The sequence below is a fragment of the Pseudomonas sp. fls2-241-R2A-110 genome (assembly GCF_030209165.1).
Taxonomy (GTDB): Bacteria; Pseudomonadota; Gammaproteobacteria; order Pseudomonadales; family Pseudomonadaceae; genus Aquipseudomonas.
The window spans coordinates 38,830-62,490 of record NZ_JARVSN010000003.1; the positions used below are offsets into that span (position 1 = coordinate 38,830).

Consider the following 23,661-nt stretch of genomic DNA (forward strand, 5'->3'; position numbering starts at 1 on the left):
CAGACAGCAGGCAAACGGCCCCCATCCACCGGTGAGCAGTCACCCAGCGGTCAATCACTTTCAGAGGGTGTGTAGATGAACAACAGCGTGATTATTGGAGAGCTGACCTGGCCGGAGTACGCCGAGAAGGTCGCTACCGGCTGCCCGATCTTTCTGCCAGTGGGTGCACTTGAGCAGCATGGCCATCACATGTGCATGGAGGTCGATGTTCTGCTGCCGACCGCGATATGCAAAGCGGTCGCACACACCGTCAGCGGCCTGGTGCTGCCTGCACTCGCGTATGGCTACAAGTCCCAGCAGAAATCGGGAGGCGGCAACCACTTTCCTGGAACGACCAGTCTCGATGGCGCCACGTTGACCCACACGGTGCAGGACATCATCAGAGAACTGGCGCGCCACGGCGCACGCAAGCTGGTGATGATGAATGGTCACTATGAAAACTCGATGTTCATCGTCGAGGGCATCGACCTTGCGCTGCGTGAACTTCGTTACGGCGGCATCGATGACTTCAAAGTGGTGGTGCTGTCCTATTGGGACTTCGTTAACGATCCTGGCGTCATCGCAAAACTGTATCCCGATGGTTTCCTCGGCTGGGATATAGAACATGGCGGTATTTTCGAAACGTCCTTGATGCTCGCTCTTCACCCCGACAAGGTCGATCTGAGCCGTGCCGTCGATCACCCGCCAGCGACCTTCCCGCCTTACGACGTCTTCCCCATCATCCCGGAGCGCACACCTGCCTGCGGAACCCTGTCATCCCCTAAAGGTTCGAGTCGCGAGAAAGGCGAGTTGATTCTTGAAGTCTGCGTCGCGGGTATCAGCGCCGCCGTACGAGAGGCTTTTTATTTAGAGACATAACGAGCACAAGGACGCGCCAAAACACCTAACCGCCGTCAACCCTCCAAAGCATAATAAAAAGGGTAAGTCTCATGTCCAGCAGCTCAACTCTGGCCCCAGGCCTCAAGCAGCGTCACGTCACCATGTTGTCCATTGCCGGTGCCATCGGTGCCGGCCTGTTCATCGGCTCAGGCCACGCCATCGCCTCCGCAGGACCGGCCGCCATTCTGGCGTACATCTTTTCCGGCACCCTGGTGGTGCTGGTCATGCGCATGCTGGGAGAAATGGCCGTCGCATCGCCTGATACAGGCTCATTTTCCACCTATGCCGAGCGGGCAATGGGACGCAGTGCCGGTTTTACCATTGGCTGGTTGTACTGGTGGTTCTGGGTGTTGGTCATTCCCATCGAAGCCATTGCCGCCGCCGCGATCTTGCATGCCTGGTTTCCCTCGATACAAACCTGGGAGTTCGCGATTGCCGTCACCGGCCTGCTGACATTGACCAACCTGTTCAGTGTCGCTCGTTATGGCGAGTTCGAATTCTGGTTCGCCATGCTCAAAGTCATTGCGGTATTGGGGTTTATCGCGCTTGGCGCGCTGGCCCTGGCCGGCGCGTTACCGGATACGAACGTCAGTGGCGTCGTTCAATTAAGCAAGGAGTTCGGTGGTTTCATGCCCAACGGCATGTCCGCCGTTGTCGGTGCCATGCTCACCACCGTGTTCAGCTTCATGGGCACGGAAATCGTCACCATTGCCGCGGCTGAATCGCAAAACCCTTCCAAACAGATCACCCGCGCAACCAACTCCGTCGTCTGGCGCATGGGGATTTTCTACATCGTCTCGGTGTTCCTCATCATCTCCATCGTGCCCTGGAACGACCCGATGCTGATGCAAGTCGGCTCTTATCAGAGAGCGCTTGAGTTGATGAACATTCCACACGCGAAAATGATTGTAGATATCGTCGTCCTGATTGCGGTCGCCAGTTGCCTTAACTCAGCCATCTATACGGCGTCACGCATGGTCTTTTCACTGAGCAAGCGCGGGGATGGTCCTCGAATCCTGCAGAAGACCTCTGCTTCAGGGGTGCCCTACATTGCCGTGCTGGCCAGTACTGCGGTTGGTTTCCTGACCACGGCACTGAATTATTTTGCCCCCGACGAAGTGTTCTCCTTCCTCCTGGCCAGCTCTGGCGCGGTTGCACTGCTGGTCTATCTGGCCATTGCCGTTTCTCAACTGGTGCTTCGCAAGAAGATGAATGCATCGGGACAACCGATCGTCTTCAAGATGTGGTTTTACCCTTGGCTCAGCTACCTGGTTATCTTCTGTATTTTGAGCATCCTGATTGTCATGCTGATTTTGCCCGAGCACCGCATGGAAGTGATTGCCACGGGTGCGCTCACCCTGTCCATCGTCTGTATGAGTGCCATTTTCAACGCCAGGAAGAGCACGGTGCGCAACGCTGAACTGGCGTGAACACCTAAACCCTTGGACCTTCTTTGACCTACCGCGCCACCGATTGACCGTTCACCTCTTTACGGCCCGCTCCCCACGATGAGCGGGCCGTTTTTTTACTTTCTTTCTCCCCCTTCTTCTTCCCCGATATGCCTATTGATCCGGGACACGGTGTAATATCCCCATGCCCGCCAGCAGGGTCGACAACCATAAAAACGAGATGATGTTGCCGAGTCGGCGGCTTGCCGAAGAGCGCGTCACTTTTGCAGTTGAGGAGCGGTAATGATGGCGAAACTCCAAGTGGCGAAACCCGCTGCAGGACGTTCGGCTAATGAACAACGACCGGTAAAAACCGTGGGTTTTCTGGTCATCCCCAACTTCACCACGATCGGCTTCGCCTCCGCCGTGGAGACCTTGCGCATGGCCAATATGGCAGCGCGCAAACCGATGTTCCGTACGGTGATCATCGCCGCCACCCTGGATCCGGTGACTGCCAGCAATGGCATGCGCATCCTGCCCGACTACACCATCAACGACGCCCCGAAGCTCGACATTCTGTTCGTTGTCGGCTCCAACCCGATCGTTTCCAACCACAGCAGCCGACCGTTGCTCAATTGGCTGCGCAAGCTGGCACATGACCAGGTGCCGCTGGGCGGGATTTGTACCGGGAGTCATTTATTGGCGCGCGCCGATTTGCTCAAGGGCTATCGCTGCACGATTCACTGGGAAGACATCGAAGCGCTGAAGGAGCGGTTCCCGGGGATCATCATTTCCAACCAGCTGTTCGAGCTGGATCGGGATCGCTACACCTGCTCCGGTGGCGTCGCATCAATGGACATGACGCTGCAATTGATTGCCCGCGAACCGGGTGGTCGGGACATCGCGGCCCATGCAGCCGAGCTGTTGTTGTGCGATCGGGTGCGGGGCGCGCAGGAGCAACAGCGGGTGCCATTGCGGCAAAAACTGGGCACCTCCCAGCCCAAGCTCAGCCAGATGGTGGCGATCATGGAGGCTAACCTCGAAGAGCCGGTGAGCCTTGAGGAGCTCGCGCGTTTGAACGAGGTGTCGGTGCGGCAGCTGGAACGGCTGTTTCACAAGCACCTGCAACGCACGCCGAGCCAGTACTATCTGGAACTGCGCCTGTCACGGGCTCGACAGTTATTGCTGCGCAGTGAGTCGCAAGTGCGCGACATCGCCCTCGCCTGCGGCTTTGTTTCGCCAGCGCATTTCTCCAAGTGCTACAGCCGCTTCTTCGGCGTATCGCCCATTGGTGAGCGCAAGCAAGTGGCGGCGGTGCATTGAGTGCCGGCATTCGACATTGAGATAGCCTGAGCAAGCCTCTTCGCGGGCAAGCCCGCCCCCCCCATTGAACGGTGCCCTCCTGGACAACTCGGTCAACCGTGGGAGCGGGCTTGCCCGCGATGGCGTCCTTCAACGCGCCGAGTGCAGATCAGTCTTGTAACGCCTTATGCGCCGTCTCCCGACTCGCCAGCATGGCAACCAACGCCACCGCCGCTGCCGCCAACAAATACCAGGCCGGGGCCATTTTGTTGCCGGTCAGTTGAATCAGCCAGGTCGCGATAAACGGTGCGGTGCCGCCAAACACCGCGTTAGCGATATTGAAGCTGAAGGCAAAGCCACTGAAGCGTACGCGGGTGGGGAATATCTCGGCGAGGAAACACGGCAAGGTGCCGTCGTTCATCGCCAGGATGGCGCCGAAGGCAATCTGGATCATCAAGATCACAATCAGCGGCTGGTTCTCCAGCATGCCGAACAGCGGAAAGGTCAGCGCCAGGAACAGCACCGAGGCGGTCAGCAACATGGTCTTGCGGCCGAATCGGTCCGACAGTTTACCCATCAGGAAAATCAGGCCGATGTAGGTCGCCAGCGACACTGTCGACGCCAGGAACGAATCACGCTCGCTCATGCCCATTTCGGTCGACAGGTACGTCGGCATGTAGCTGAGCAGCAAGTAAAACGCCACGGCGTTCAGGCAGGTCACGCCAATACCGATCATGACGCTACGCCGATGGACAGTCAGCAACTCGCGAACGGGGGCGTGGGTCGCGCACTCCTTCGCTTCCAGGCGCTTTTCCATCTCCAGAAACTTGGGCGTGTCTTGCAGACTCATGCGGATGTAGCGCCCCACCAGCCCGAACGGCGCGGCCAGCAAAAACGGCAGCCGCCAACCCCAACTGTGCAGGTCGTCGACACTCATCCACGCATGCAGCCCCGCCACGAACACCGCGCCAAACAACAGGCCGGCCGCCGTGCTCGCCGGAACAATGCTGGTGTACAAACCGCGCTTGCCCTCGGGGGCGTACTCGGCGAGAAAGGCCGATGCCCCGGCGTACTCACCCGAGGCGGAGAAGCCCTGGCACAAGCGAATCAGCAGCAACAATGCCGGTGCCCACAGACCAATGTGGTGATAAGTCGGCAGGATGCCGATGCAGAAGGTCGAGATCGACATGATCAGGATCGACCAGGACAACGCACTGCGCCGCCCGTACTTGTCACCGAAGTGGCCCCAGACCAAGCCTCCTAAAGGGCGAACGATGAACGACAACGCGAACACCGCGAAGGTCGCCAGCAGCGCGCTCGCCTTGTCGGTCTGCGGAAAAAAGGTCAACGCGATCACGGTGGCCAGATAGCCGTAGGCCGCATAGTCGAACCATTCGACAAAGTTGCCCATGAAGCTGGCACTGGCTGCGCGCCGCAAGGCTTTGCGCTCGGCGGTCTGTTCAAGTTTTTGCGCCAGGGTCGGCGTCAGGCTTGCGCTGTGGGTGCTCATTGGGCACCTCCGGTGTGAAAGGCGCGGTTGTCGAGAAAAGAAGTCGGGACGAAGAACATGACAAATACCCTCTATTGTTTTACTTGGCAGGGTTAAGGGTCAGTAGAGGCTGCGCGCTTTTGGCGTGCAGGCGTTGTTTTTTCCGGTTTACCTGAGCCACCGGGAAGATTTTTTGCCACTCCTTAACGCAAAACGCCGCACAGGTTCACTGTGCGGCGCCAGGCCTTACTTCTTGATGATGTTGTGTTCCGGGCCATATGGGAATTTGGTGATGTTTTCCCCGCCCTGTTCGTTGACGATCAAAATGTCGTGTTCACGATAACCGCCGGCACCCGGAAGGCCTTCGGGCAGCATGATCATCGGTTCAATGGACACCACCATTCCTGGCTCCAGTACCGTGTCGATGTCTTCGCGCAATTCCAGCCCGGCTTCGCGGCCGTAGTAATGGCTGAGCGTGCCGAAGGAGTGGCCGTAGCCAAAGGTGCGGTATTGCAGCAGATCGTGTTCCAGGAAGATCTCGTTCAATTGGTGGGCGATATCGCAGCAGCGCATGCCCGGCTTGATCAGCTTCAGACCGGCCTCGTGCACTTTGACGTTCACTTCCCACAACCGCAGATGCTCGTCTGAACAGTGATCCAGGAACAGGGTACGTTCCAGTGCGGTGTAGTAACCGGCGATCATCGGGAAGCAATTGAGGCTGAGGATGTCGCCCTTGTTGACCTTGCGCGACGTCACCGGGTTATGGGCGCCGTCGGTGTTGATGCCGGACTGGAACCAGGTCCAGGTGTCCATCAGCTCGGAGTCAGGGAACGTGCGGGCAATCTCGCGCACCATCGCCTGGGTGGCGTGCAGGGCCACTTCGTATTCCGGCACTTGATCACGCAAGGCTTCGACGATGGCGGCGCCGCCGATGTCTGCCACGCGGGCACCATGACGGATGATCGCGTGTTCTTCGGCGGACTTGATCATGCGCATACGCATGCAGGGCGCGCCGATATCCACCAGTTCGGCCTGCGGGTAACGACTGGCCAGCTTGTCGCGGTTGAGCAAATTCAAATGGTCGAACTCAATGCCGATACGCCCGGCCTTGGGTAACGCTTGCTGGATCGCGACGAAATAGTTATCACGCTGCCAGTCGGTGTAGACAATGTTTTCAGTGCCCATGGTCCGGCGCCAAGGTTGACCGCCATCGATGTTGGCGCTGATGGTCACGGCACTGTCCTGGGTCACGACCAAGGCGTACTGGCGACCGAACGAGCAGTAGAGGAAATCGCTGTAGTAGTTGATGTTGTGATAGGACGTGAAGACTGCCGCGTCGATATTGTTCTGAGCCAGATACGCCCGTAATTTGGCCTGGCGATTGGCATATTCCTGAGCCGAGAACGTCGGTGTCACTTTTTCGCCGTTCTTGATCTGGATGGTTTTTGGCATTTGCATAGCGTTTATCCTTGTCAGTGATTGATCGACGGGAAGCGCCACTCTGGCGGGCCGCTGAGGATCATTCGAACAGATGCAAGGTGAGGTTTTTTGCGCGAATCCGACCTGTAGTTGATCAGATCCGCTCTTTGCCAACGTGACGCAAAAAGCGATCCGGCAGAAACGACAATGCCCCCGGCAAACACCGATGAAGGTGACTTGGCGGGGGCATTGCAGCGAGCTTGCTCGCGATTGCGGTTTGACGGCCTCTCAGGGCCTCACTGCGGGTTATCCCGCTTCCACATGATCGCGCGCGTGCGCACCAAAGTATTGGCGGTAGCAGCGGAAGAAGTGCTGCAGCGAAACAAATCCGCACTGCTGAGCGATATCTGTCATGGGATGTTGACTGGTCTGCAGTAACTGACGTGCCCGTTGCAAGCGCAGGTCCAGATAGTGCCGGGACGGCGAACATCCCAGGCTGCGTTTGAACAGGCGCTCCAGGTGCCGGCGGGAAATACCCATGGCCTCGGCCAGTTCGTCGATAGCCAATGTGCGGGTCAGGTGATCATTCATCAACGCCAGGGTCGCCTGAAGTTTCGCTGGCGCGTTGTGCACCGATTGCAGAGGCCTGGCCTGACGGGCTGTGTGTTTTTCCATCCGCAGTACCAAGCCGCGACCGTGAGACCGGGCCAGCAGTTCGTGCATCAACCCTTGAACGGCTTGCGGTCCGACACACGTCAGTCGCTGGCGGTCGACACAAAATGGGGCGGCTACCGGGCTCAAATCGCTGGAAGCGCAAAACGACGGTGAAGGCCCGGGTTCAGGCAGGCTGCACCGAAAACCGTCCAGCGCGCCGATCTGCGCCAGCAGCCAACCAGCCTTGCCCAATGCGCCCAGGCCCACGGGCTGCGCGGCCCAGTGGTGCAACTGCTGGCGCAGTTCTTGAGACTGCGCTGGAGTGTCCGGGTTGTCGCCACCACACAGGATCAACACATCCAGTGGGTGTGCCTGATCCAGTCGGGTGGTGGCGGTGGCAATGCCGTTGCTGGCGTTCAGATTCCCGCCCTCCAGGCTGACAATCTGCCATTGGCAGACGCTGCGTCCGTCCACTTGGTTGGCCAGGCGTAAAGGTTCCAGTGCATTGGCCAGCGCATACAGGTCAAAGTCTTCCAGCAACCAGAAGCCGATGCGCAGCGCTGGCGGTTGTTGCCGGCAAGGTTCAGTCAGTGTCAGCATGTCGGCGCTCCGATTCGAGATTGTCAGGCACCAATTGTCGGCAACACGGTCCATGCAGAAGTGTCAAAAATCGACCCCAAAGTGTTCGTCGCTACCACTTGGGGGCTAAAGGTCAACCAGTGGCCATAGACATTACTGCGGTTGCGGCCCTGGCTTGGACCTTTGCAGTTCAGGCAACACACAATTGCTATCAACCCGATTGATCGCTTTCTAACCGAAGGCGCATGCTAGAGGGCTCGACTCAGTCTTATATCATTCCGAATGATAGTTACCTTTGGTTCATTCGATTCGTGAGATACACCCTCCCCCGAGCATCATCCGTCCATTCTCAATACATTGGCGGATGCATCCATGGAACAGTCACTCAAACATTTGCGCTTCCCGTTGGCCTTGCTGGCCGTACTGGTGATGAGCGCGTGCGGCAAGGCCCCGCAGTCTGCCGCTACCATGCCGGCGGCAAAAGTCAGCGTCGCCAAGGTGCTGGAACAACCGGTCAATGAGTGGGACGAATTCACCGGGCGCCTCGAAGCGCCTGAAACCGTAGAAATTCGTCCACGGGTCTCGGGCCAGATTGATGAAGTGGCCTTCACTGAAGGCGCACTGGTCAAGAAAGGCGACTTGCTGTTCCAGATCGACCCGCGTCCGTTCCAGGCTGAAGTCCGCCGCCTCGAAGCCCTGGTTGCCCAGGCCCGCGCCAATGCCAACCGCAGCGACAACGAAGCCCAGCGTGGCGAACGCCTGCGTACCAGCAACGCGATCTCCGCCGAACTCGCCGACTCGCGCACCAGTGCCGCACAAGAAGCCCGCGCCGCCGTCGGCGCCCTTCAGGCGCAACTGGATCTGGCCAAACTGAACCTGAGTTTCACCCGCGTCACCGCGCCTATCAGCGGTCGCGTCAGCCGTGCGGAAATCACCGCCGGCAACCTGGTCACCGCTGACACCACCGCGCTGACCAGTGTCGTTTCCACCGACAAGGTCTACGCCTACTTCGACGCTGACGAACGTGTGTTCCTCAAATACACCCAGCTCGCTCGCCAGGGCAAACGCGGTGCAACCACTCCGGTTTACCTCGGCCTGTCCAACGAAGACGGCAACCCGCACCAGGGCGTGATGAACTTCGTCGACAACCAGGTCAACCCGAAAACCGGCACCATCCGCGGTCGCGCCGTATTCGACAACACCGACGGCACCTACACCCCGGGCCTTTATGCCCGTCTGAAACTGGTCGGCAGCGGCACCTACTCCGCCGTGCTGATCAACGATGAAGCGGTCGGTACCGATCTCGGTAAAAAATTCGTGCTGGTGATGGATGCCGACAACAAGACAGCCTATCGCGCGGTCGAGCTCGGTCCGAAGATCGAAGGCTTGCGCATCGTGCGCAGCGGCCTGAACAAGGATGACACCGTCATCGTCAAGGGTCTGCAACGGGTTCGCCCTGGCTCGCCGGTCACCCCCGAAGTGATCCCGATGGCCAGTGAACAAACCCTCGCGGCACTCGCACAACAACGACAAGCGCTGGAAGCCAGCAACCTGCCCCAAGTCGCACCTGCCAAGGTCGCGCCGGGTTCGGTTGTGAAACTGGCTGCTGCGACTCCACGCGGTTAAGGGACGACAACTCCGATGAATTTTTCCCAATTCTTCATTTCACGGCCGATCTTTGCAGCGGTGCTCTCGCTGCTGATCCTGATCGCCGGCGCCATCTCGCTGTTCCAGTTGCCGATCAGCGAATACCCGGAAGTGGTGCCACCAACGGTGGTGGTTCGTGCCAACTTCCCGGGCGCCAACCCAAAAGTCATCGGTGAAACCGTGGCAGCTCCGCTTGAGCAAGCCATTACCGGCGTCGAGAACATGCTGTACATGTCCTCGCAATCCACCGCTGACGGCAAGATCACCCTGACCATCACCTTTGCGCTGGGCACTGACCTGGACAACGCACAGGTCCAGGTGCAGAACCGCGTGACCCGCACCGAGCCCAAGCTTCCAGAAGAAGTGACGCGCATCGGTATCACCGTCGACAAGGCCTCTCCGGACCTGACGATGGTGGTGCACTTGACCTCGCCGGACAAACGCTACGACATGCTCTACCTGTCCAACTACGCCTTGCTCAACATCAAGGATGAGCTGGCGCGTCTGGGCGGTGTCGGTGACGTGCAACTGTTCGGCATGGGCGATTACTCCCTGCGGGTATGGCTCGATCCGAACAAGACCGCTTCGCGCAACCTGACTGCGACCGATGTCGTGACGGCGATCCGCGAGCAGAACCGTCAAGTGGCCGCCGGTGCACTGGGCGCGCCGCCTGCGCCGAATGCCACTGCTTTCCAGCTGTCGGTCAACACCCAGGGCCGTCTGGTTTCTGAAGAAGAGTTCGAGAACATCATCATTCGCTCCGGCGATAACGGTGAGATCACCCGCCTCAAAGACATCGCTCGCGTTGAACTGGGTTCCAGCCAATACGCCCTCCGCTCCTTGCTGAACAACCAGCCGGCGGTAGCGATCCCGATCTTCCAGCGTCCGGGTTCGAACGCGATCGAGATCTCCAACGAAGTTCGCGACAAGATGGCCGAACTGAAGAAGAACTTCCCGGAAGGCATGGACTTCAGCATCGTCTATGACCCGACGATCTTCGTGCGCGGTTCCATCGAGGCGGTGGTCCACACCCTCTTCGAAGCACTGATCCTCGTTGTACTGGTAGTGATTTTGTTCCTGCAAACCTGGCGCGCCTCGATCATTCCGTTGGTGGCGGTGCCGGTTTCGCTGATCGGTACGTTTGCCGTGATGCACCTGTTCGGCTTCTCGCTGAATGCGCTGTCGCTGTTCGGACTGGTACTGGCCATCGGTATCGTGGTGGACGACGCCATCGTGGTGGTGGAGAACGTGGAGAGGCACATCGAGCTGGGAGAAACGCCCGTAGAAGCCACCAAGAAAGCTATGCGAGAGGTGACCGGGCCGATCATTGCGACGGCGCTGGTGCTGTGTGCGGTGTTTATCCCGGCGGCGTTCATTTCCGGACTCACCGGCCAGTTCTATAAACAGTTTGCCCTGACCATTGCCATCTCGACCGTGATCTCGGCGTTCAACTCGCTGACGCTGTCCCCTGCCCTGGCCGCCGTGCTGCTCAAGAGCCACAGTGCACCGAAAGATCGCTTTACCAAAGTGCTTGATAAACTATTGGGCGGTTGGCTGTTCCGTCCCTTCAACCGGTTCTTCGAACGCGCCAGCCATGGCTATGTCGGCACCGTAGCTCGGGTTATCCGCAGCAGCGGTATTGCACTGCTGTTGTACGCAGGCCTGATGGTGCTGACCTTCTTCGGTTTCGCCCACACCCCGACCGGCTTCGTACCCGGCCAGGACAAACAATACCTGGTGGCCTTCGCGCAACTGCCGGATGCGGCAAGCCTGGACCGTACCGAAGACGTGATCAAACGCATGTCCGACCTGGCCCTGAAACAGCCAGGAGTGGAAAGCGCCGTGGCGTTCCCGGGCCTGTCGATCAACGGCTTCACCAACAGTCCTAACGCCGGCATCGTGTTCGTGACCCTGAAACCGTTCGACGAGCGTAAAGACCCGAGCATGTCCGCCGGTGCGATTGCCGGAGCCTTGAATGGTCAGTTTGCCGGGATTCAGGAAGCCTACATGGCGATCTTCCCGCCGCCGCCAGTACAGGGTCTAGGCACCATCGGTGGTTTCCGCCTGCAGATCGAAGACAAGGGCAACCTCGGCTACGACGAGCTGTACAAAGAAACCATGAACATCATCACCAAAAGCCACAACGTGCCGGAACTGGCCGCCCTGTTCACCAGCTACACCGTGAACGTGCCGCAGGTCGATGCTGCTATCGACCGCGAGAAAGCCAAGACCCACGGCGTGGCCGTCAGCGACATCTTCGACACCCTGCAGATCTACCTGGGTTCGCTGTATGCCAACGACTTCAACCGCTTCGGTCGGACATATCAGGTCAACGTTCAGGCTGAACAGCAGTTCCGTCTCGAGCCGGACCAGATCGGTCAACTCAAAGTGCGCAACAACAAAGGCGAGATGATCCCGCTGGCGACCTTCATCAAGGTCAGCGACACCTCGGGGCCGGACCGCGTGATGCACTACAACGGCTTCATCACCGCTGAAATCAACGGCGCGGCAGCCCCAGGCTACAGCTCCGGCCAGGCTCAGGCGGCCATCGAGAAACTGCTCAAGGATGAACTTCCTAACGGCATGACCTACGAATGGACCGACTTGACCTACCAGCAGATTCTGTCCGGCAACACCGCGTTGTTCGTGTTCCCGCTCTGCGTCTTGCTGGCGTTCCTGGTGCTCGCCGCACAGTACGAAAGCTGGAGCCTGCCACTGGCGGTGATCCTGATCGTACCGATGACCTTGCTGTCGGCCATTACCGGTGTGATCGCCTCGGGTGGCGACAACAACATCTTCACCCAGATCGGTTTGATCGTACTGGTAGGGCTTGCCTGTAAGAACGCGATTCTGATCGTCGAGTTTGCCAAGGATAAACAGCAGGAAGGCCTCAACCCGCTGGCGGCGGTTCTGGAAGCTTGCCGTCTGCGTCTGCGTCCGATCCTGATGACCTCCTTCGCGTTCATCATGGGCGTGGTGCCTCTGGTCTTCTCCAGCGGTGCCGGTGCCGAAATGCGCCACGCCATGGGTGTGGCGGTGTTCTCCGGGATGCTCGGGGTGACCTTCTTCGGCCTGTTGCTGACGCCTGTGTTCTACGTACTGATTCGTAACTTTGTGGAGCGCGGTGAAGCGCGCAAAGCGGCCAAGGCGCTGAATCATCAAAAGCAACTGGAGGCGCAACAATGAGCCTGAAAGCCTTCCTGCCGAGCCTGCTGGTACTGGCCCTGAGTGCCTGTGCCGTCGGCCCGGACTACAAGACCCCAGCCACTGAACCGGCCAATATCACCACCGCCACCGATGGCGCTGCCGGTCAGAAGAACTTCGACCGCTCGCGCTTCGAAGGCATCTGGTGGCAGCAGTTCGAAGACCCGACGCTCAATCAGTTGGTGACTCAGTCGCTGCAAGGCAACCGTGATTTGCGGGTGGCCTTCGCCCGCTGGAAAGCCGCCCGGGCGATTCGTGATGACGTCAGCAATGACGCCATGCCGACCGTTACCAGCCGCGCCAGCAGCGACCTGGCCAAGGGACAGATTCCGGGCCAGACCAACCAACGGGTCAACAGCGAACGCTACGACCTGGGCCTGGACATGGCCTGGGAGATCGATCTGTTTGGCCGTATCCAGCGCAACCTGGAATCGGCCGACGCCGAACAGCAAGCGCTTGAAGCCGATCTGTACCAACTGCAAGTCAGCATGATTGCCGAACTGGTGGATTCCTATGGCCAACTGCGCGGTGCGCAACTGCGTGAAAAGATCGCCCTGGCCAACCTGAACAACCAGCAGGAGTCGCGCAAGATCACTGAAAGCCTGCGCGATGCCGGCGTCGGCGACCAACTGGACGTGGAGCGTGCCGATGCACGCCTCGCCTCGGTCGAAGCCAGCGTGCCTCAGTTGCAGGCTGAACAGGTTCGGCAGAAAAACCGTATCGCCACCCTGTTGGGTGAGCGTCCGGACAAATTGACCGTCGATCTGAGTCCAAAGAGCTTGCCGGCCATCGCCAAGGCTTTACCGATCGGTGATCCCGGCGAATTGCTGCAACGTCGTCCGGACATCCGCAGCGCCGAACGCAAACTGGCCTCCGCCACGGCCCGTATCGGCGTGGCCAAGGCCGACTTGTTCCCTCAGGTCAGTCTCAGCGGCTTCCTTGGCTTTACCGCCGGGCGTGGTTCGCAAATCGGTTCCTCGGCCGCCAATGCCTGGGCACTGGGCCCAAGCATTACTTGGGCGGCATTTGACCTGGGCAGCGTGCGGGCACGTTTGCGCGCCGCCGATGCCAATGCCGAAGGCGCGCTGGCCACCTACGAGCAGCAAGTGCTGCTGGCCCTGGAAGAGTCGGAAAACGCATTCAGCGACTATGGCAAACGCCAGCAACGCTTGATCTCGCTGATTCGTCAAAGCGAAGCGAGCCGTGCCGCCGCGGACCTGGCCGAAATTCGCTACCGCGAAGGCACCGTGGACTTCCTCGTCCTGCTGGATGCCCAGCGTGAGCGTCTGGCGGCAGAAGATACCCAGGCGCTGGCCGAAACTGATTTGTATCGCGGCATTGTCGCGATTTACAAAGCCCTTGGCGGAGGCTGGCAACCCGAGACGGTGGCCAGCAAGTAATGTTTTAAAGCGCTCCTTTTGGTTGGTCGCAACCAGCCAGTTTTTTAGCCCCGTGCCTCATTCGGTCACGGGGCTTTTTTTTGCCTGTAGATGGGTCATCGTCAACCGTAATCCGGAGCACCCAATGACAATCCTCTCCCTGCCGACTTCTACCCGCGCAACCAGGCTCACCTCGACCCGTGGTCGCCGGTTCGGCCCGACGATCACTACACGGCCGAAAAAATCCGCTCGCGCCTGGCACAACAGGCCTTTGTCTCCAGTTTTCCTAAGCTTTCACACCTCGTTCACGTTTTGTTAAGGATTCGCTTCGTATGCTTCGGGCCCGCACCCCCTCCCCGGTCTCCGAAAGCCCATGTCGCGCTCTACTTCCTCACTGTTTTTGCTCGCCGTGCTGCTGTTTTTCTTCGCCCTGGGCAATCACCAACTGCAAGGTTCCACCGAGGCGCGGGTCGCCGGCATTGCCATGGAAATGCACCTGGACAACGACTGGGTGACGCCTCGCTTGTTCGGTGAACCCTTCCTGGAAAAACCACCCCTGAGCCTGTGGCTCGACGCCGGGGCGATCGGCGCATTCGGCGGCACGCCGTGGGCGGTACGCCTGACCTCGGCCTGTGCCGGTTTGCTCAGCGTGATGCTGTTGTTCGCGATGCTGCGACGCTTCGGCCGGCCAACAGCCCTGGCCTGGACCGCGGCATTGCTGTTGGCAACCATGGCCAGTTACTGGAGCAATGTGCGTGGCGTCGGCGAAGACGCGTTGCTCGCCCTCGGCGTGACGCTGGCGCTGCTGGCGTTCTTCCAGGGACATCGACAATCGAGTCCCGGCAACGCGTTGTTGTTTGCCCTGGGCATCTCCATCGCCACCTTGAGCAAAGGCATTCTGGGACTGGCGATGCCAGGGGTGGTGATCTTCGCCTTTTTGCTGGCCGAAAGCCTGATGGACAAGCGCCTTTGCCTCTCGCACTGGCTACGTCCGGGCCTGCTGACACTGCTGGGATTGCTGCCCTTGATGATCTGGCTGGCGCTGCTGTATCAACGCGGCGGCATCCAGGCCGTGACGCAAGTGCTGCTGACCAATAGCGTCGGACGCTTCAGTGGCTCCTTCGTGGAAGCCGGTCATTACGAACCGTTCTACTACTACCTGGCCAAACTGCCCGAGGCGTTTTTGCCCTGGAACATTCTGGTGTACCTGGGGTTGTGGCATTTCCGCAAAAGCCTGATGGCCAATCGTTACCTGTTGTTCTTCACCCTATGGATACTGGCGCAGTTCTTCATGCTGACGTTGGCTTCAAGTAAACGCACGGTGTACCTGATGTCGATGACGCCGGCGGCGGCCGTCATCGCTGCCGAGTACGCGAGCGTCCTTTACGCCAAACTGAAGGCTCGACAAAACGTCTCCACCCTGGCAGCCAGCGTTACCCGCCATCGCCGCAGCGTCGCGTTTGGCACGCTGGCGGTGGTGATCGGCGGCTACCTCGCCGCCGCACAATGGGCGCTACCCCACGCCGACCGCACATTGTCGTTCCTGCCACTGACCGAGCACATCCAGACCCTGCAAGCCAACGGTCAACAAGTCGCACTGTATCAAGCCAACGAACGCCTGGGCGGCGCCAGCGTGTTCTATACCCACCGCGTGCTCAAAGGATTGGATACCGAGGCGCAGCTACATGAGTTTCTGACAGCGTCGCCCTCCAATGTAGCGGTCATGGCGGCCGATGCAGAACCACCCGCGCCCTTGAAACTGCTCAAATCCATGAAGGTCGGGGAACAGCATTACTACTTCGTCGGGCAATAAAAAAGTCCACCGAGTACTTATGCACCACCATCCACTGTGGGAAGACTAGGGTTGGTCTTGAGATTTGTGGTCTTCCATGACGGTCACGGTGGCCGTGGTCCCGGCACGCAGGCGATTTTTGGCGACATAGTCGGCGTCTATCTGAATTCTCACCGGCACCCGTTGCGCCAGTTTGACCCAGGTGTAACTGGGGTTGATGTTTGCCAGCAATCGTCCGCCGGGCAGGTTCTCCCGGTCGGCGATGGCAAAGGCAATGCTTTGGACGGTGCCGCCGAACGTCTCGCCGCTCATCAACTCGATCCTGACGCGATCGCCCTCCTCTATTCGCGGCAACTTGGTTTCTTCGAAGTAGCCGCTGACATAAAACGAGTCGCTATCAACCAACGCCAACAACGCGCCACCCGCAGCGGCATAGTCACCCTGTCGGGTGAGCAGATTCGTCACGTAACCGCTGACGGGCGCTTCGACCCGGGTGCGCTGCAAGTCGAGTTCAGCCTGGGTCAATGCGGCGATGGCCAGTTGCACATTAGCCTGGGCCAAACCGAGGTTGGCCTGGTTGCGCAGCAATTCAGCCTGCGCCACGGCCACATCCGTGCTGGACTTTTCCCACTCCTCGCCAGAGATCGCCGCACGGTCCTTGAGTGTGCGACGCCGGTGCTCTTCGCTCTGACGCTGCCTGAGCAGCGCCTGGCTGGAAACAATGGTCGCTTCGGATTGCCCTAAAGAGGCTTTCGCCACTTCCACCGAACGCTTGGCATGCTCCACCGCCAGCCTGTAGCGGGCCGGGTCAATCTCCAGCAACAGCTGGCCTTTATCGACATGCTGGTTGTCGTGCACCGTCAGGCTGACGATGCGCCCCGAGACATCGGCGGACAAGGTCACCACGTCCGCGCGAACCCGAGCATCACGGGTCCAGGGTGCGCGAGTGTAATGTTCCCAGGCGTACCAACCGAGGACAAAGGCCAGCACCACCAATACAACCGTCGTCAGTCGGGCGAAGATCTTCTTCAAGGCATCAGGCTCCCATCACCAGAATCAGGGTGGCGCATACACAGGCGTATAACGCGCCCTCGAACAGGGCTTCATGCCAGACGAAACGCAGCACACCGAGACGGCGCAGGATCCAGTCCAGCAGCAGGAAAATCGGCAACGCCAGCAACAGGGCCTGGGCGATCGGCGGCAGGTACACGCCTCCTATTTCCAGATCAATGGGCAAGGGCCGGCACTCCTTTGGGTTCGGCAGGTAGAAAGTGTTGGCGATGCCGCTCCAGAAACGACACCACGATCAGGAGCGCCACGCGCATCCTGAACACCGACCACAGGTGCTCATGAACCACCCGCTGCAGGTCGTCCATTTCGTCGCCCAGGGCATGCAGGTTGGCAAGCAGCGGATTGACGTCGATTCCGGGCCGCCCTGCGATCAATCGCCCTGTCTCACGGACGGCGGCCATCAGGCGATTTTGTTGTTCGGTACTGAGTAGCGTGTTGCCTTGCCCCTGTTGCCTGAGCTGATTCAACGCCACACCCAGGGCCATGCACCCCAGGCTGACCTCGAACAGCTCGCTGGATTTTTCGTCCTGTGCCGCTGGCAACAGCCCCAACATCATCGTCAGGCGATCGACCATGCGACTTTCAAAGGCAAACTGCTGTTCATCTGTCACCGGTGTCTTCAGTAAAGCGTAGACCTGCTCACAGTTCTCCTTGAACAGTCGGCGAATCCGCAGAACGGGCCTGAACGGAAAGATCAAGGCATAGACACTCAATGCCAGCGTGGCGGCGCAGATATACGCACCGGCGAACTCGAACCACGCAATCGCAGTGTTTTGGCCAACGCCTACGTTTTGCGGGCCCAGCAACAACATCGTGGTCAGCCCCAGTCCGATGCCCGTGCCGGTGGTTTGCGGACTGGACAACCCCACCGCGACGGCATAGAGCAACGGAGCCAATAACAAGGCAAGCAACTCGAAGTCGCTGATCATTGGAACCAGCAAGAACAGGTACAAGGCCGACACCACCAAGGCCAGCGCCAGCCCCCGGGCGAAGCTTTGGCTGGCCAGCAATGGCCGTGGGAACGTCGCCATCAACGAGCAGAGAATCCCGACCACGATCATCCCGCCACGAGCGCCGTCCCACGCGGTCTCGATCCAGATCAGGCCGGCGACCATCAAGGCGCTGAATGCGCGGATGGCGTTCATTGCCGCCAAAGTGAAGTCCAGGTGCAGCGGATTGTCCTGACCGCGGAACACGCAACTGGCTTGCCGTCCCTCCTGGATCGCGTCGCTCAGCTCCAGGATTTGCCCCAGTTGTTCCAGCATCCGCGCTTGTTCCCAGCGCAGCGCCCAAGCCAGTGACCGCAGCGTGGCCGGCATCGCTTCGGTAAGTTGCTCGGCCTTATAGGCCTGGTCATCGAAACGCTGTTGCAAGGCTGCGAAATGATGTCGAGCGTCGGCCGACAACGAGCGCCCTTGCACCGCCAGATCATCAAGAAAGGCCAGCTCTTCGGCGCGCAGATGCTGAATTTCCAGCGGCAACGCGCCTTCCCAGCGCTCGGTCAGCAATTCCCGTTGGTGGCGCAGCGCTGTCAGGCGCGAGGTCAGCAGCACCAGTTGATTGCCCAGCAACTGCACCAGCTCGTTGGCGCTGCGCAGGCGTGGCGCATCGAAATACAGATGCCGGCGAACCCCTTCCAGCGCGCTGATCGCGCCAAGCAATTGCATCTGCCGCCGATGAAAGTCCGCCTCGCTTTCCTCGGTGCGGATGACGGCAGCAGCGTGGATCGCCAGCAGCTTGATGACTTGATCGATCTTGGCAAAGTAGTCCCGGGCCACGGCCTCCGGGCGCGCAGTCAGGAGGCTGACGACGCAGACACAGGCGACCGCCAGCAGCGTCTCGGTGACACGAGTGACGGCCAGCAGGAATGTACCGTCCTGATCAGGCACCGCCAGCAAGGCGACCACCACCGCCGTGTAACCGCTCAGCACAAATGCCTGGGAGCTGGTGTAGCGCAATAAAGTGCCGCCAGCCGTGCACAACGCCAGCCACAACCCCAACGTGATGATGAAAGGCAACGGCGCCTGCGGAAAGATCGCCATGATCAACACCGCAACGGCCGCGCCCAGGGTGGTGCCGATGACTTGGCCGAAACTGCGGGCCAGGGCCATGCCACCCAATGGCTGGCTGACGATGACCACCGCCATGATTGACCACTTGGGCTGGTCAAGGTCGAACAGAAAGGCCAGGTACAGCGTCAGCAACCCGGCCGTGATGGTTCTCAAGGCGAAGAGCAGCACCCCTGGCCCGGGGTTGAGCATCGCTTTGAAGTACTGCAGAAACGGTTGCATTGAAATACTCGTGGAGTTATCTCCAGCAAGCGTAGTCACTGCTTCAGCGCCGCGACGGGTTTCAATGTCGACACGACCTGTAGGCAAAATCGTCGTTATTGAACCGAGTCAGGGTTTGACTCACAGCCCCACCTGACCGAAGCTGACAGCTTTGCACAAGCTTGCCAGCCCCCGGATTCCTGCATGCCCCAGTCCCGCCGCTACGCGCTCATCAGCCTTTGTGTCCTGCTCGCCATTGTTCTTGCCTGGTTCTTCCTGCGCACGCCTGTCCCGGTCGTGCCGGAGGCCATCAAGCGCGGCTATAGCGAGGCGCTGACCCAGGCACGTGCCGGGCAACCCGGCGCCGCGCGGGTGTTGTATCAGCAACTGGCTCGCCCCGACCTGTCGGCCAAGCGCCGTATCTGGCTGCACGCTGAATTGCCCAACTACCCGAGCCCGCTAGCCCTGAAACTGGCCGATGCAGACCTGCAAAACCCTTCCCCCGAAGTCCGCGTGGCGGCGATCAGGAGCATCAGCGGGCTGGTGCCCAACGGGCAGCGCAGCCTGTTGATCGGGCCGTTGCTGGAGGACAGCGAACAAAGTGTGCGCTTTGCCGCCATCAACGCCTTGCTGGGCTTGTCGCCGGATGACCTGGGCTTGTATTTCGGACCGCTGCAACAAGCCATCGATGCCTGGGAACGGGTCCTGCAGAGCCAACCCGAAAGCGCCGAAACCCAATACCAACTGGCACGTCTGCACCTGCACAACGCCGAACTGAAAGAGGCGCAGCAGGCGCTGGAGCGCACCTTGCAGCTGGACCCGGCGAATCTGCCGGCATTGGTCATGCAGATTGAAGTACTGGATAAGCAAGGCCAAAGCGATGCAGCCCAGCAATTACTGGCGAAACAGTTAAAGGCACAACCCAACTCCGCCTATCTTCAACATGCCCTGGGCCTGTGGTTGTTGCATCACGGGCAAAGTGAATTTGCACTGCTAGGGCTCTCGAAAGCCGTAGAGCTCGAGCCCGGCAACAAAGACTATCGTTACGACCTGGCCACCACTTTGCACGACGAGCAAGAGCTGGAGGCTGCGCAAAAGCAGTTGCAGGAGATCGTCCAGCGCCACCCGGCCGATCGCAAGGCACGGGTGTTGCTGATCAATTACTGGAAGGAAAGCGGCCAGTTGCAGAACGTGCAGATTTTGCTGGCACAGCTGGAACAACTTAACCCGGACGACCCAGCGTTGCAGCAAGGCCTCTAATCGTTTTTATGCGCCTCCACTCACAGACAAACACAAAAGGTTGAACCGTCGCCACGGCAAAAGGTCAAGTGATCAGGCAGTCCATTCAGGCACCTCAAGCCTGCTGCCTCGCTTCCCCTAGTCATGAGAGGGTTTTTTTTGTCTACATCTAACGAGCTGTTCAGTGCAAAAGCCGCCACCGGCATAGAGGGTCTGGATGACATCCTGGCCGGTGGGTTGTCCCGAGGTCATGTGTTTTTGCTGGAGGGTGAACCCGGAACCGGCAAAACCACAGTCGCTTTGCATTTTTTGCTGGCCGGCGCTCGTGCCGGCGAGCGCTCGTTGTACATCACCCTGTCGGAGACTGAGCGCGAACTACGCCAGGGCGCGCTGTCCCACGGCTGGGACCTGGACGAGAACATCCACATTTTCGAGCTGACACCGCCTGAAAGCCTGCTCAATGCCGAGCATCAGCAGAGCCTGCTCTACTCTTCCGACCTTGAGCTGGGTGAAGCCACCAAGCAGATATTCGAAGTGGTCGAGCGCGTCAAACCGACCCGTGTCGTCCTCGACAGTCTTTCCGAAATCCGTTTGCTGGCCCAGAGCTCCCTGCGTTATCGCCGGCAGATTCTGGCCATCAAGCACTACTTCGTGCGCTACGACGCCACGGTGGTGTTGCTTGATGACCTGACCACCGAATCCCTCGATAAAACCGTGCACAGCGTTGCACACGGCGTGATTCGCCTTGAAGAACTGACGCCCAATTATGGCGCGGAACGGCGGCGGATCCGCGTGGTGAAATACCGTGGCCAGAAATACCGTGGCGGTTTCCATGACTTCACCATCATGGGCGATGGCGTGCATGTGTTTCCGCGCCTGGTGGCGGCTGAGCACCGCGGCGGATACACCCGCCAGCAGTTGACCAGCGGGATCAAGGAAATGGACGCCCTGCTCGGCGGCGGCATCGAGACCGGCTCCAGTACGCTGATTCTGGGCCCCGCCGGTACCGGCAAATCGTTGATTTCGATGATCTTCGCCGCGGCCGCCGTGGCGCGAGGTGAAAAATCCGCGCTGTTCATCTTCGACGAAGAGCTGGGCCTGCTGTTCGAGCGCATGAAAAACATGGGCATCGACTTAAAGGCCCTGCAAGACACCGGCAACTTGCTGATCGAACAAGTCGACGCCGCCGAGCTGTCTCCGGGCGAGTTCTCACACCGGGTTCGTCGTTGTGTCGATGAGCAGCAAATCAAAACCGTGGTGATTGACAGCATCAACGGCTATCAGGCTGCGATGCCCGAGGAAAACGCGCTGGTGTTGCACATGCATGAGTTGCTGCTTTACCTCAATCGCCGAGGCGCGGCAACGTTCATGACCGTGGCCCAGCATGGTCTGGTCGGTGACATGCAAGCACCGGTCGACATTACTTATCTGGCGGACACAGTGATTCTTTTGCGTTACTTCGAAGCCCTGGGCAAGGTTCGCCGGGCGATCTCGATCATCAAGAAACGTACCGGCAGCCACGAATCGACCATTCGCGAATACCGCATCGGTAGCCGCGGCATGACGATTGGAGAGCCGCTGGATGCTTTCCAGGGTGTATTACGTGGCGTGCCGACCTACCTCGGCGCCAGCCAGCCGCTGCTCAAGGATGATGCACCGTGAATAGTGTCGAGGCTAAGTCCGAGCGCGCGATCATTCTCGCGCCGCTGGGACGCGACAGCCAGATTGCGCTGATGATGCTTAACGAGGCGGGATTCGAAGGCCTTGTGGCCGCTGACCTGATCACATTGTGCGAGGAACTGGCACGAGGCGCCGGCCTGCTGGTGATTTCCTCGGAAGCGCTGTTGGGGTGTGACCTGGCCCCTCTGCTGCGTCTGATCGAAGCACAACCGGCCTGGTCGGACTTGCCGATCGTCCTGCTGACCCACCACGGTGGCCCCGAGCAGAATCCCGCTTCGCGATTCGGCCCGCAGCTCGGCAACGTGACCTTCCTTGAGCGCCCGTTTCATCCGGTGACGTTGATCAGCCTGGTCACCACGGCGCTGCGGGGGCGACGACGACAGTACGAAGCCAGGGACCGGATGATCGACCTGACTCAAAGCGAATTGCGCCTGCAAACCACGCTCGAAACCCTCGAACAACAGGTCGAAGAGCGTACTGCCCAATTGCGCCACAATGAAGAAGCGCTCAGGCAATCGCAGAAAATGGAAGCGGTCGGCCAACTCACCGGCGGCATCGCTCATGACTTCAATAACATGCTGACCGGTATCATCGGCAGTCTTGAACTGCTGCGCCGACGCCTGGCGCGAGGTCGCACCGAAGACCTGGACGGCCTGATCGATCTTGGGGTGACATCCGCCAACCGCGCGGCGGGCCTGACCCACCGTCTGCTGGCGTTTTCCCGGCGTCAGTCGCTGGACTCCAAGCCGGTGAAAATGAACACCCTCGTGGTGTCCATGGGTGAGCTGCTGCAACGCAGCCTCAACGAAAGCATTCAGCTGGACATGCAGCTGGACGAGAACCTGTGGGTGGCCGAGGCCGATCCCAATCAACTGGAAAGCGCCCTGCTCAACCTGGTGCTCAATGCCCGTGATGCCATGCCCGCGGGCGGGAAACTGGTGGTCAGCACCTCCAACCAGCAACTGAACACGACCGTCGCGCAGGCCAATGGCAATCTGCAGCCCGGTGACTACGTTGTCTTGCGAGTCACCGATACCGGTTGTGGCATGCCGGAAAGCACCATCAGCCGAGCCTTTGATCCGTTTTTTACGACCAAGCCGATCGGCCAGGGAACGGGGTTGGGGTTGTCGATGATTTACGGGTTCAGCAAGCAGTCTCGCGGTCACGTCTCCATCCAGAGTGAAGTGGGCAACGGCACCACGGTGAGCCTGTATCTGCCGCGTTGCTGGGGCGAGCTGGATGAGGACACGCAGGTCGATGTCGCACACATGCCGCATGCCCTGGAAGGTGAAACAGTGCTGATCGTCGAGGATGACCCGGCGGTACGCGTGCTGGTCAGCGCGGTATTGAGTGAATTGGGCTATGCCTTCGTGGAAGCCGGCGATGCCGACAGCGCGGTGCCGATTCTGGATTCGGGCCAGCGTATCGACCTGTTGATCAGTGATGTGGGGCTACCGGGGATGAATGGCCGGCAACTGGCGGAAATTGGTCGCCAATACCGGCCGGATCTAAAAGTGTTGTTCATCACCGGCTACGCCGAACATGCCGCGGTGCGTGGGGGGTTTCTCGACCCAGGCATGCAGCTGATCACTAAGCCATTCACCTTCGACCTGCTGACGGCCAAAGTGCGCGAGATGATCAGAATCTGAAAGCCCCGCTGATCGGGGCT

Annotated in this window: 16 protein-coding genes; 10 read left to right on the forward strand and 6 right to left on the reverse strand. The window is 59.6% G+C overall.

The features are described from left to right. Window positions 1–75: 75 nt before the first annotated feature. The 3 genes from QRN31_RS01475 to cahR all read left to right on the forward strand — a co-directional run bounded on the left by QRN31_RS01475 (window position 76) and on the right by cahR (window position 3,590). The gene (locus QRN31_RS01475) at window positions 76–858 is read left to right on the forward strand and encodes a creatininase (RefSeq protein WP_285429709.1); all 783 of its coding nucleotides are present in this window, start codon (window positions 76–78) and stop codon (window positions 856–858) included. A gap of 71 nt (window positions 859–929) precedes the next feature. After that, on the forward strand, window positions 930–2,309 hold the full coding sequence (gene gabP / locus QRN31_RS01480) for a GABA permease (protein WP_285429710.1): 1,380 nt from the start codon (window positions 930–932) through the stop codon (window positions 2,307–2,309). A gap of 264 nt (window positions 2,310–2,573) precedes the next feature. Then, the gene (gene cahR / locus QRN31_RS01485) at window positions 2,574–3,590 is read left to right on the forward strand and encodes a transcriptional regulator CahA (RefSeq protein ID WP_285429897.1); all 1,017 of its coding nucleotides are present in this window, start codon (window positions 2,574–2,576) and stop codon (window positions 3,588–3,590) included. Window positions 3,591–3,738: 148 nt separating this feature from the next. Here cahR and QRN31_RS01490 read toward each other — a convergent pair whose 3' ends face one another. From QRN31_RS01490 to QRN31_RS01500, 3 genes are all read right to left on the reverse strand, one after another. Further along, window positions 3,739–5,079 (reverse strand): MFS transporter, encoded by a 1,341-nt coding sequence (locus tag QRN31_RS01490; protein ID WP_285429711.1) that lies wholly within the window; start codon window positions 5,077–5,079, stop codon window positions 3,739–3,741. Between the two features lie 225 nt (window positions 5,080–5,304). Further along, window positions 5,305–6,516 carry a creatinase gene (creA, locus tag QRN31_RS01495; protein WP_285429712.1) on the reverse strand — a complete coding sequence of 404 codons (1,212 nt, stop codon included), beginning with the start codon at window positions 6,514–6,516 and terminating at the stop codon, window positions 5,305–5,307. A 267-nt stretch (window positions 6,517–6,783) separates the two neighbouring features. Next, complete coding sequence (locus QRN31_RS01500; RefSeq protein ID WP_285429713.1) at window positions 6,784–7,731, reverse strand: GlxA family transcriptional regulator; 948 nt, start codon at window positions 7,729–7,731, stop codon at window positions 6,784–6,786. A gap of 351 nt (window positions 7,732–8,082) precedes the next feature. On the opposite strand from QRN31_RS01500, the gene mexE reads away from it, so the two are divergent. From mexE to QRN31_RS01520, 4 genes are all read left to right on the forward strand, one after another. Then, window positions 8,083–9,336: a multidrug efflux RND transporter periplasmic adaptor subunit MexE gene (gene mexE / locus QRN31_RS01505; protein ID WP_285429714.1), complete on the forward strand. Its 1,254-nt coding sequence runs from the start codon at window positions 8,083–8,085 to the stop codon at window positions 9,334–9,336. Window positions 9,337–9,351: 15 nt separating this feature from the next. Continuing rightward, complete coding sequence (locus QRN31_RS01510; RefSeq protein ID WP_090184262.1) at window positions 9,352–12,543, forward strand: efflux RND transporter permease subunit; 3,192 nt, start codon at window positions 9,352–9,354, stop codon at window positions 12,541–12,543. Then, window positions 12,540–13,961, forward strand: a complete 1,422-nt coding sequence (locus QRN31_RS01515; RefSeq protein ID WP_285429717.1) for an efflux transporter outer membrane subunit — start codon at window positions 12,540–12,542, stop codon at window positions 13,959–13,961. Before QRN31_RS01510 ends, QRN31_RS01515 begins: the two co-directional genes overlap by 4 nt. A gap of 352 nt (window positions 13,962–14,313) precedes the next feature. Then, entirely contained in the window at window positions 14,314–15,753 is a 1,440-nt protein-coding gene (locus tag QRN31_RS01520; protein WP_285429719.1) for an ArnT family glycosyltransferase, read from the forward strand. Window positions 15,754–15,798: 45 nt separating this feature from the next. Here QRN31_RS01520 and QRN31_RS01525 read toward each other — a convergent pair whose 3' ends face one another. Genes QRN31_RS01525 through QRN31_RS01535 form a run of 3 tightly spaced genes read right to left on the reverse strand, consistent with a single transcriptional unit; the run spans window position 15,799 to window position 19,094 of the window. Next, window positions 15,799–16,764 (reverse strand): HlyD family secretion protein, encoded by a 966-nt coding sequence (locus QRN31_RS01525; RefSeq protein WP_285429721.1) that lies wholly within the window; start codon window positions 16,762–16,764, stop codon window positions 15,799–15,801. A 4-nt stretch (window positions 16,765–16,768) separates the two neighbouring features. Continuing rightward, complete coding sequence (locus QRN31_RS01530) at window positions 16,769–16,969, reverse strand: DUF1656 domain-containing protein (RefSeq protein ID WP_285429723.1); 201 nt, start codon at window positions 16,967–16,969, stop codon at window positions 16,769–16,771. Further along, window positions 16,959–19,094 carry an FUSC family protein gene (locus QRN31_RS01535; protein WP_285429724.1) on the reverse strand — a complete coding sequence of 712 codons (2,136 nt, stop codon included), beginning with the start codon at window positions 19,092–19,094 and terminating at the stop codon, window positions 16,959–16,961. The genes QRN31_RS01530 and QRN31_RS01535 overlap by 11 nt, the downstream gene beginning before the upstream one ends. Window positions 19,095–19,277: 183 nt before the next feature. Between QRN31_RS01535 and QRN31_RS01540 the strand changes: the two genes are divergently transcribed. From QRN31_RS01540 to QRN31_RS01550, 3 genes are all read left to right on the forward strand, one after another. Continuing rightward, complete coding sequence (locus QRN31_RS01540; RefSeq protein ID WP_285429726.1) at window positions 19,278–20,333, forward strand: tetratricopeptide repeat protein; 1,056 nt, start codon at window positions 19,278–19,280, stop codon at window positions 20,331–20,333. A gap of 138 nt (window positions 20,334–20,471) precedes the next feature. Next, window positions 20,472–21,974: an ATPase domain-containing protein gene (locus QRN31_RS01545; RefSeq protein WP_285429727.1), complete on the forward strand. Its 1,503-nt coding sequence runs from the start codon at window positions 20,472–20,474 to the stop codon at window positions 21,972–21,974. Next, the gene (locus tag QRN31_RS01550) at window positions 21,971–23,641 is read left to right on the forward strand and encodes an ATP-binding protein (protein WP_285429729.1); all 1,671 of its coding nucleotides are present in this window, start codon (window positions 21,971–21,973) and stop codon (window positions 23,639–23,641) included. Before QRN31_RS01545 ends, QRN31_RS01550 begins: the two co-directional genes overlap by 4 nt. The last annotated feature ends 20 nt before the right edge of the window (window positions 23,642–23,661 follow it).

Coding starts and splice junctions, on each gene's coding strand:
- QRN31_RS01475 (WP_285429709.1), top strand. CDS start 76: ATGAACAACAGCGTGATTATTGGAGAGCTGACCTGGCCGGAGTACGCC.
- gabP (WP_285429710.1), top strand. CDS start 930: ATGTCCAGCAGCTCAACTCTGGCCCCAGGCCTCAAGCAGCGTCACGTC.
- cahR (WP_285429897.1), top strand. CDS start 2,574: ATGGCGAAACTCCAAGTGGCGAAACCCGCTGCAGGACGTTCGGCTAAT.
- QRN31_RS01490 (WP_285429711.1), bottom strand. CDS start 5,079: ATGAGCACCCACAGCGCAAGCCTGACGCCGACCCTGGCGCAAAAACTT.
- creA (WP_285429712.1), bottom strand. CDS start 6,516: ATGCAAATGCCAAAAACCATCCAGATCAAGAACGGCGAAAAAGTGACA.
- QRN31_RS01500 (WP_285429713.1), bottom strand. CDS start 7,731: ATGCTGACACTGACTGAACCTTGCCGGCAACAACCGCCAGCGCTGCGC.
- mexE (WP_285429714.1), top strand. CDS start 8,083: ATGGAACAGTCACTCAAACATTTGCGCTTCCCGTTGGCCTTGCTGGCC.
- QRN31_RS01510 (WP_090184262.1), top strand. CDS start 9,352: ATGAATTTTTCCCAATTCTTCATTTCACGGCCGATCTTTGCAGCGGTG.
- QRN31_RS01515 (WP_285429717.1), top strand. CDS start 12,540: ATGAGCCTGAAAGCCTTCCTGCCGAGCCTGCTGGTACTGGCCCTGAGT.
- QRN31_RS01520 (WP_285429719.1), top strand. CDS start 14,314: ATGTCGCGCTCTACTTCCTCACTGTTTTTGCTCGCCGTGCTGCTGTTT.
- QRN31_RS01535 (WP_285429724.1), bottom strand. CDS start 19,094: ATGCAACCGTTTCTGCAGTACTTCAAAGCGATGCTCAACCCCGGGCCA.
- QRN31_RS01540 (WP_285429726.1), top strand. CDS start 19,278: ATGCCCCAGTCCCGCCGCTACGCGCTCATCAGCCTTTGTGTCCTGCTC.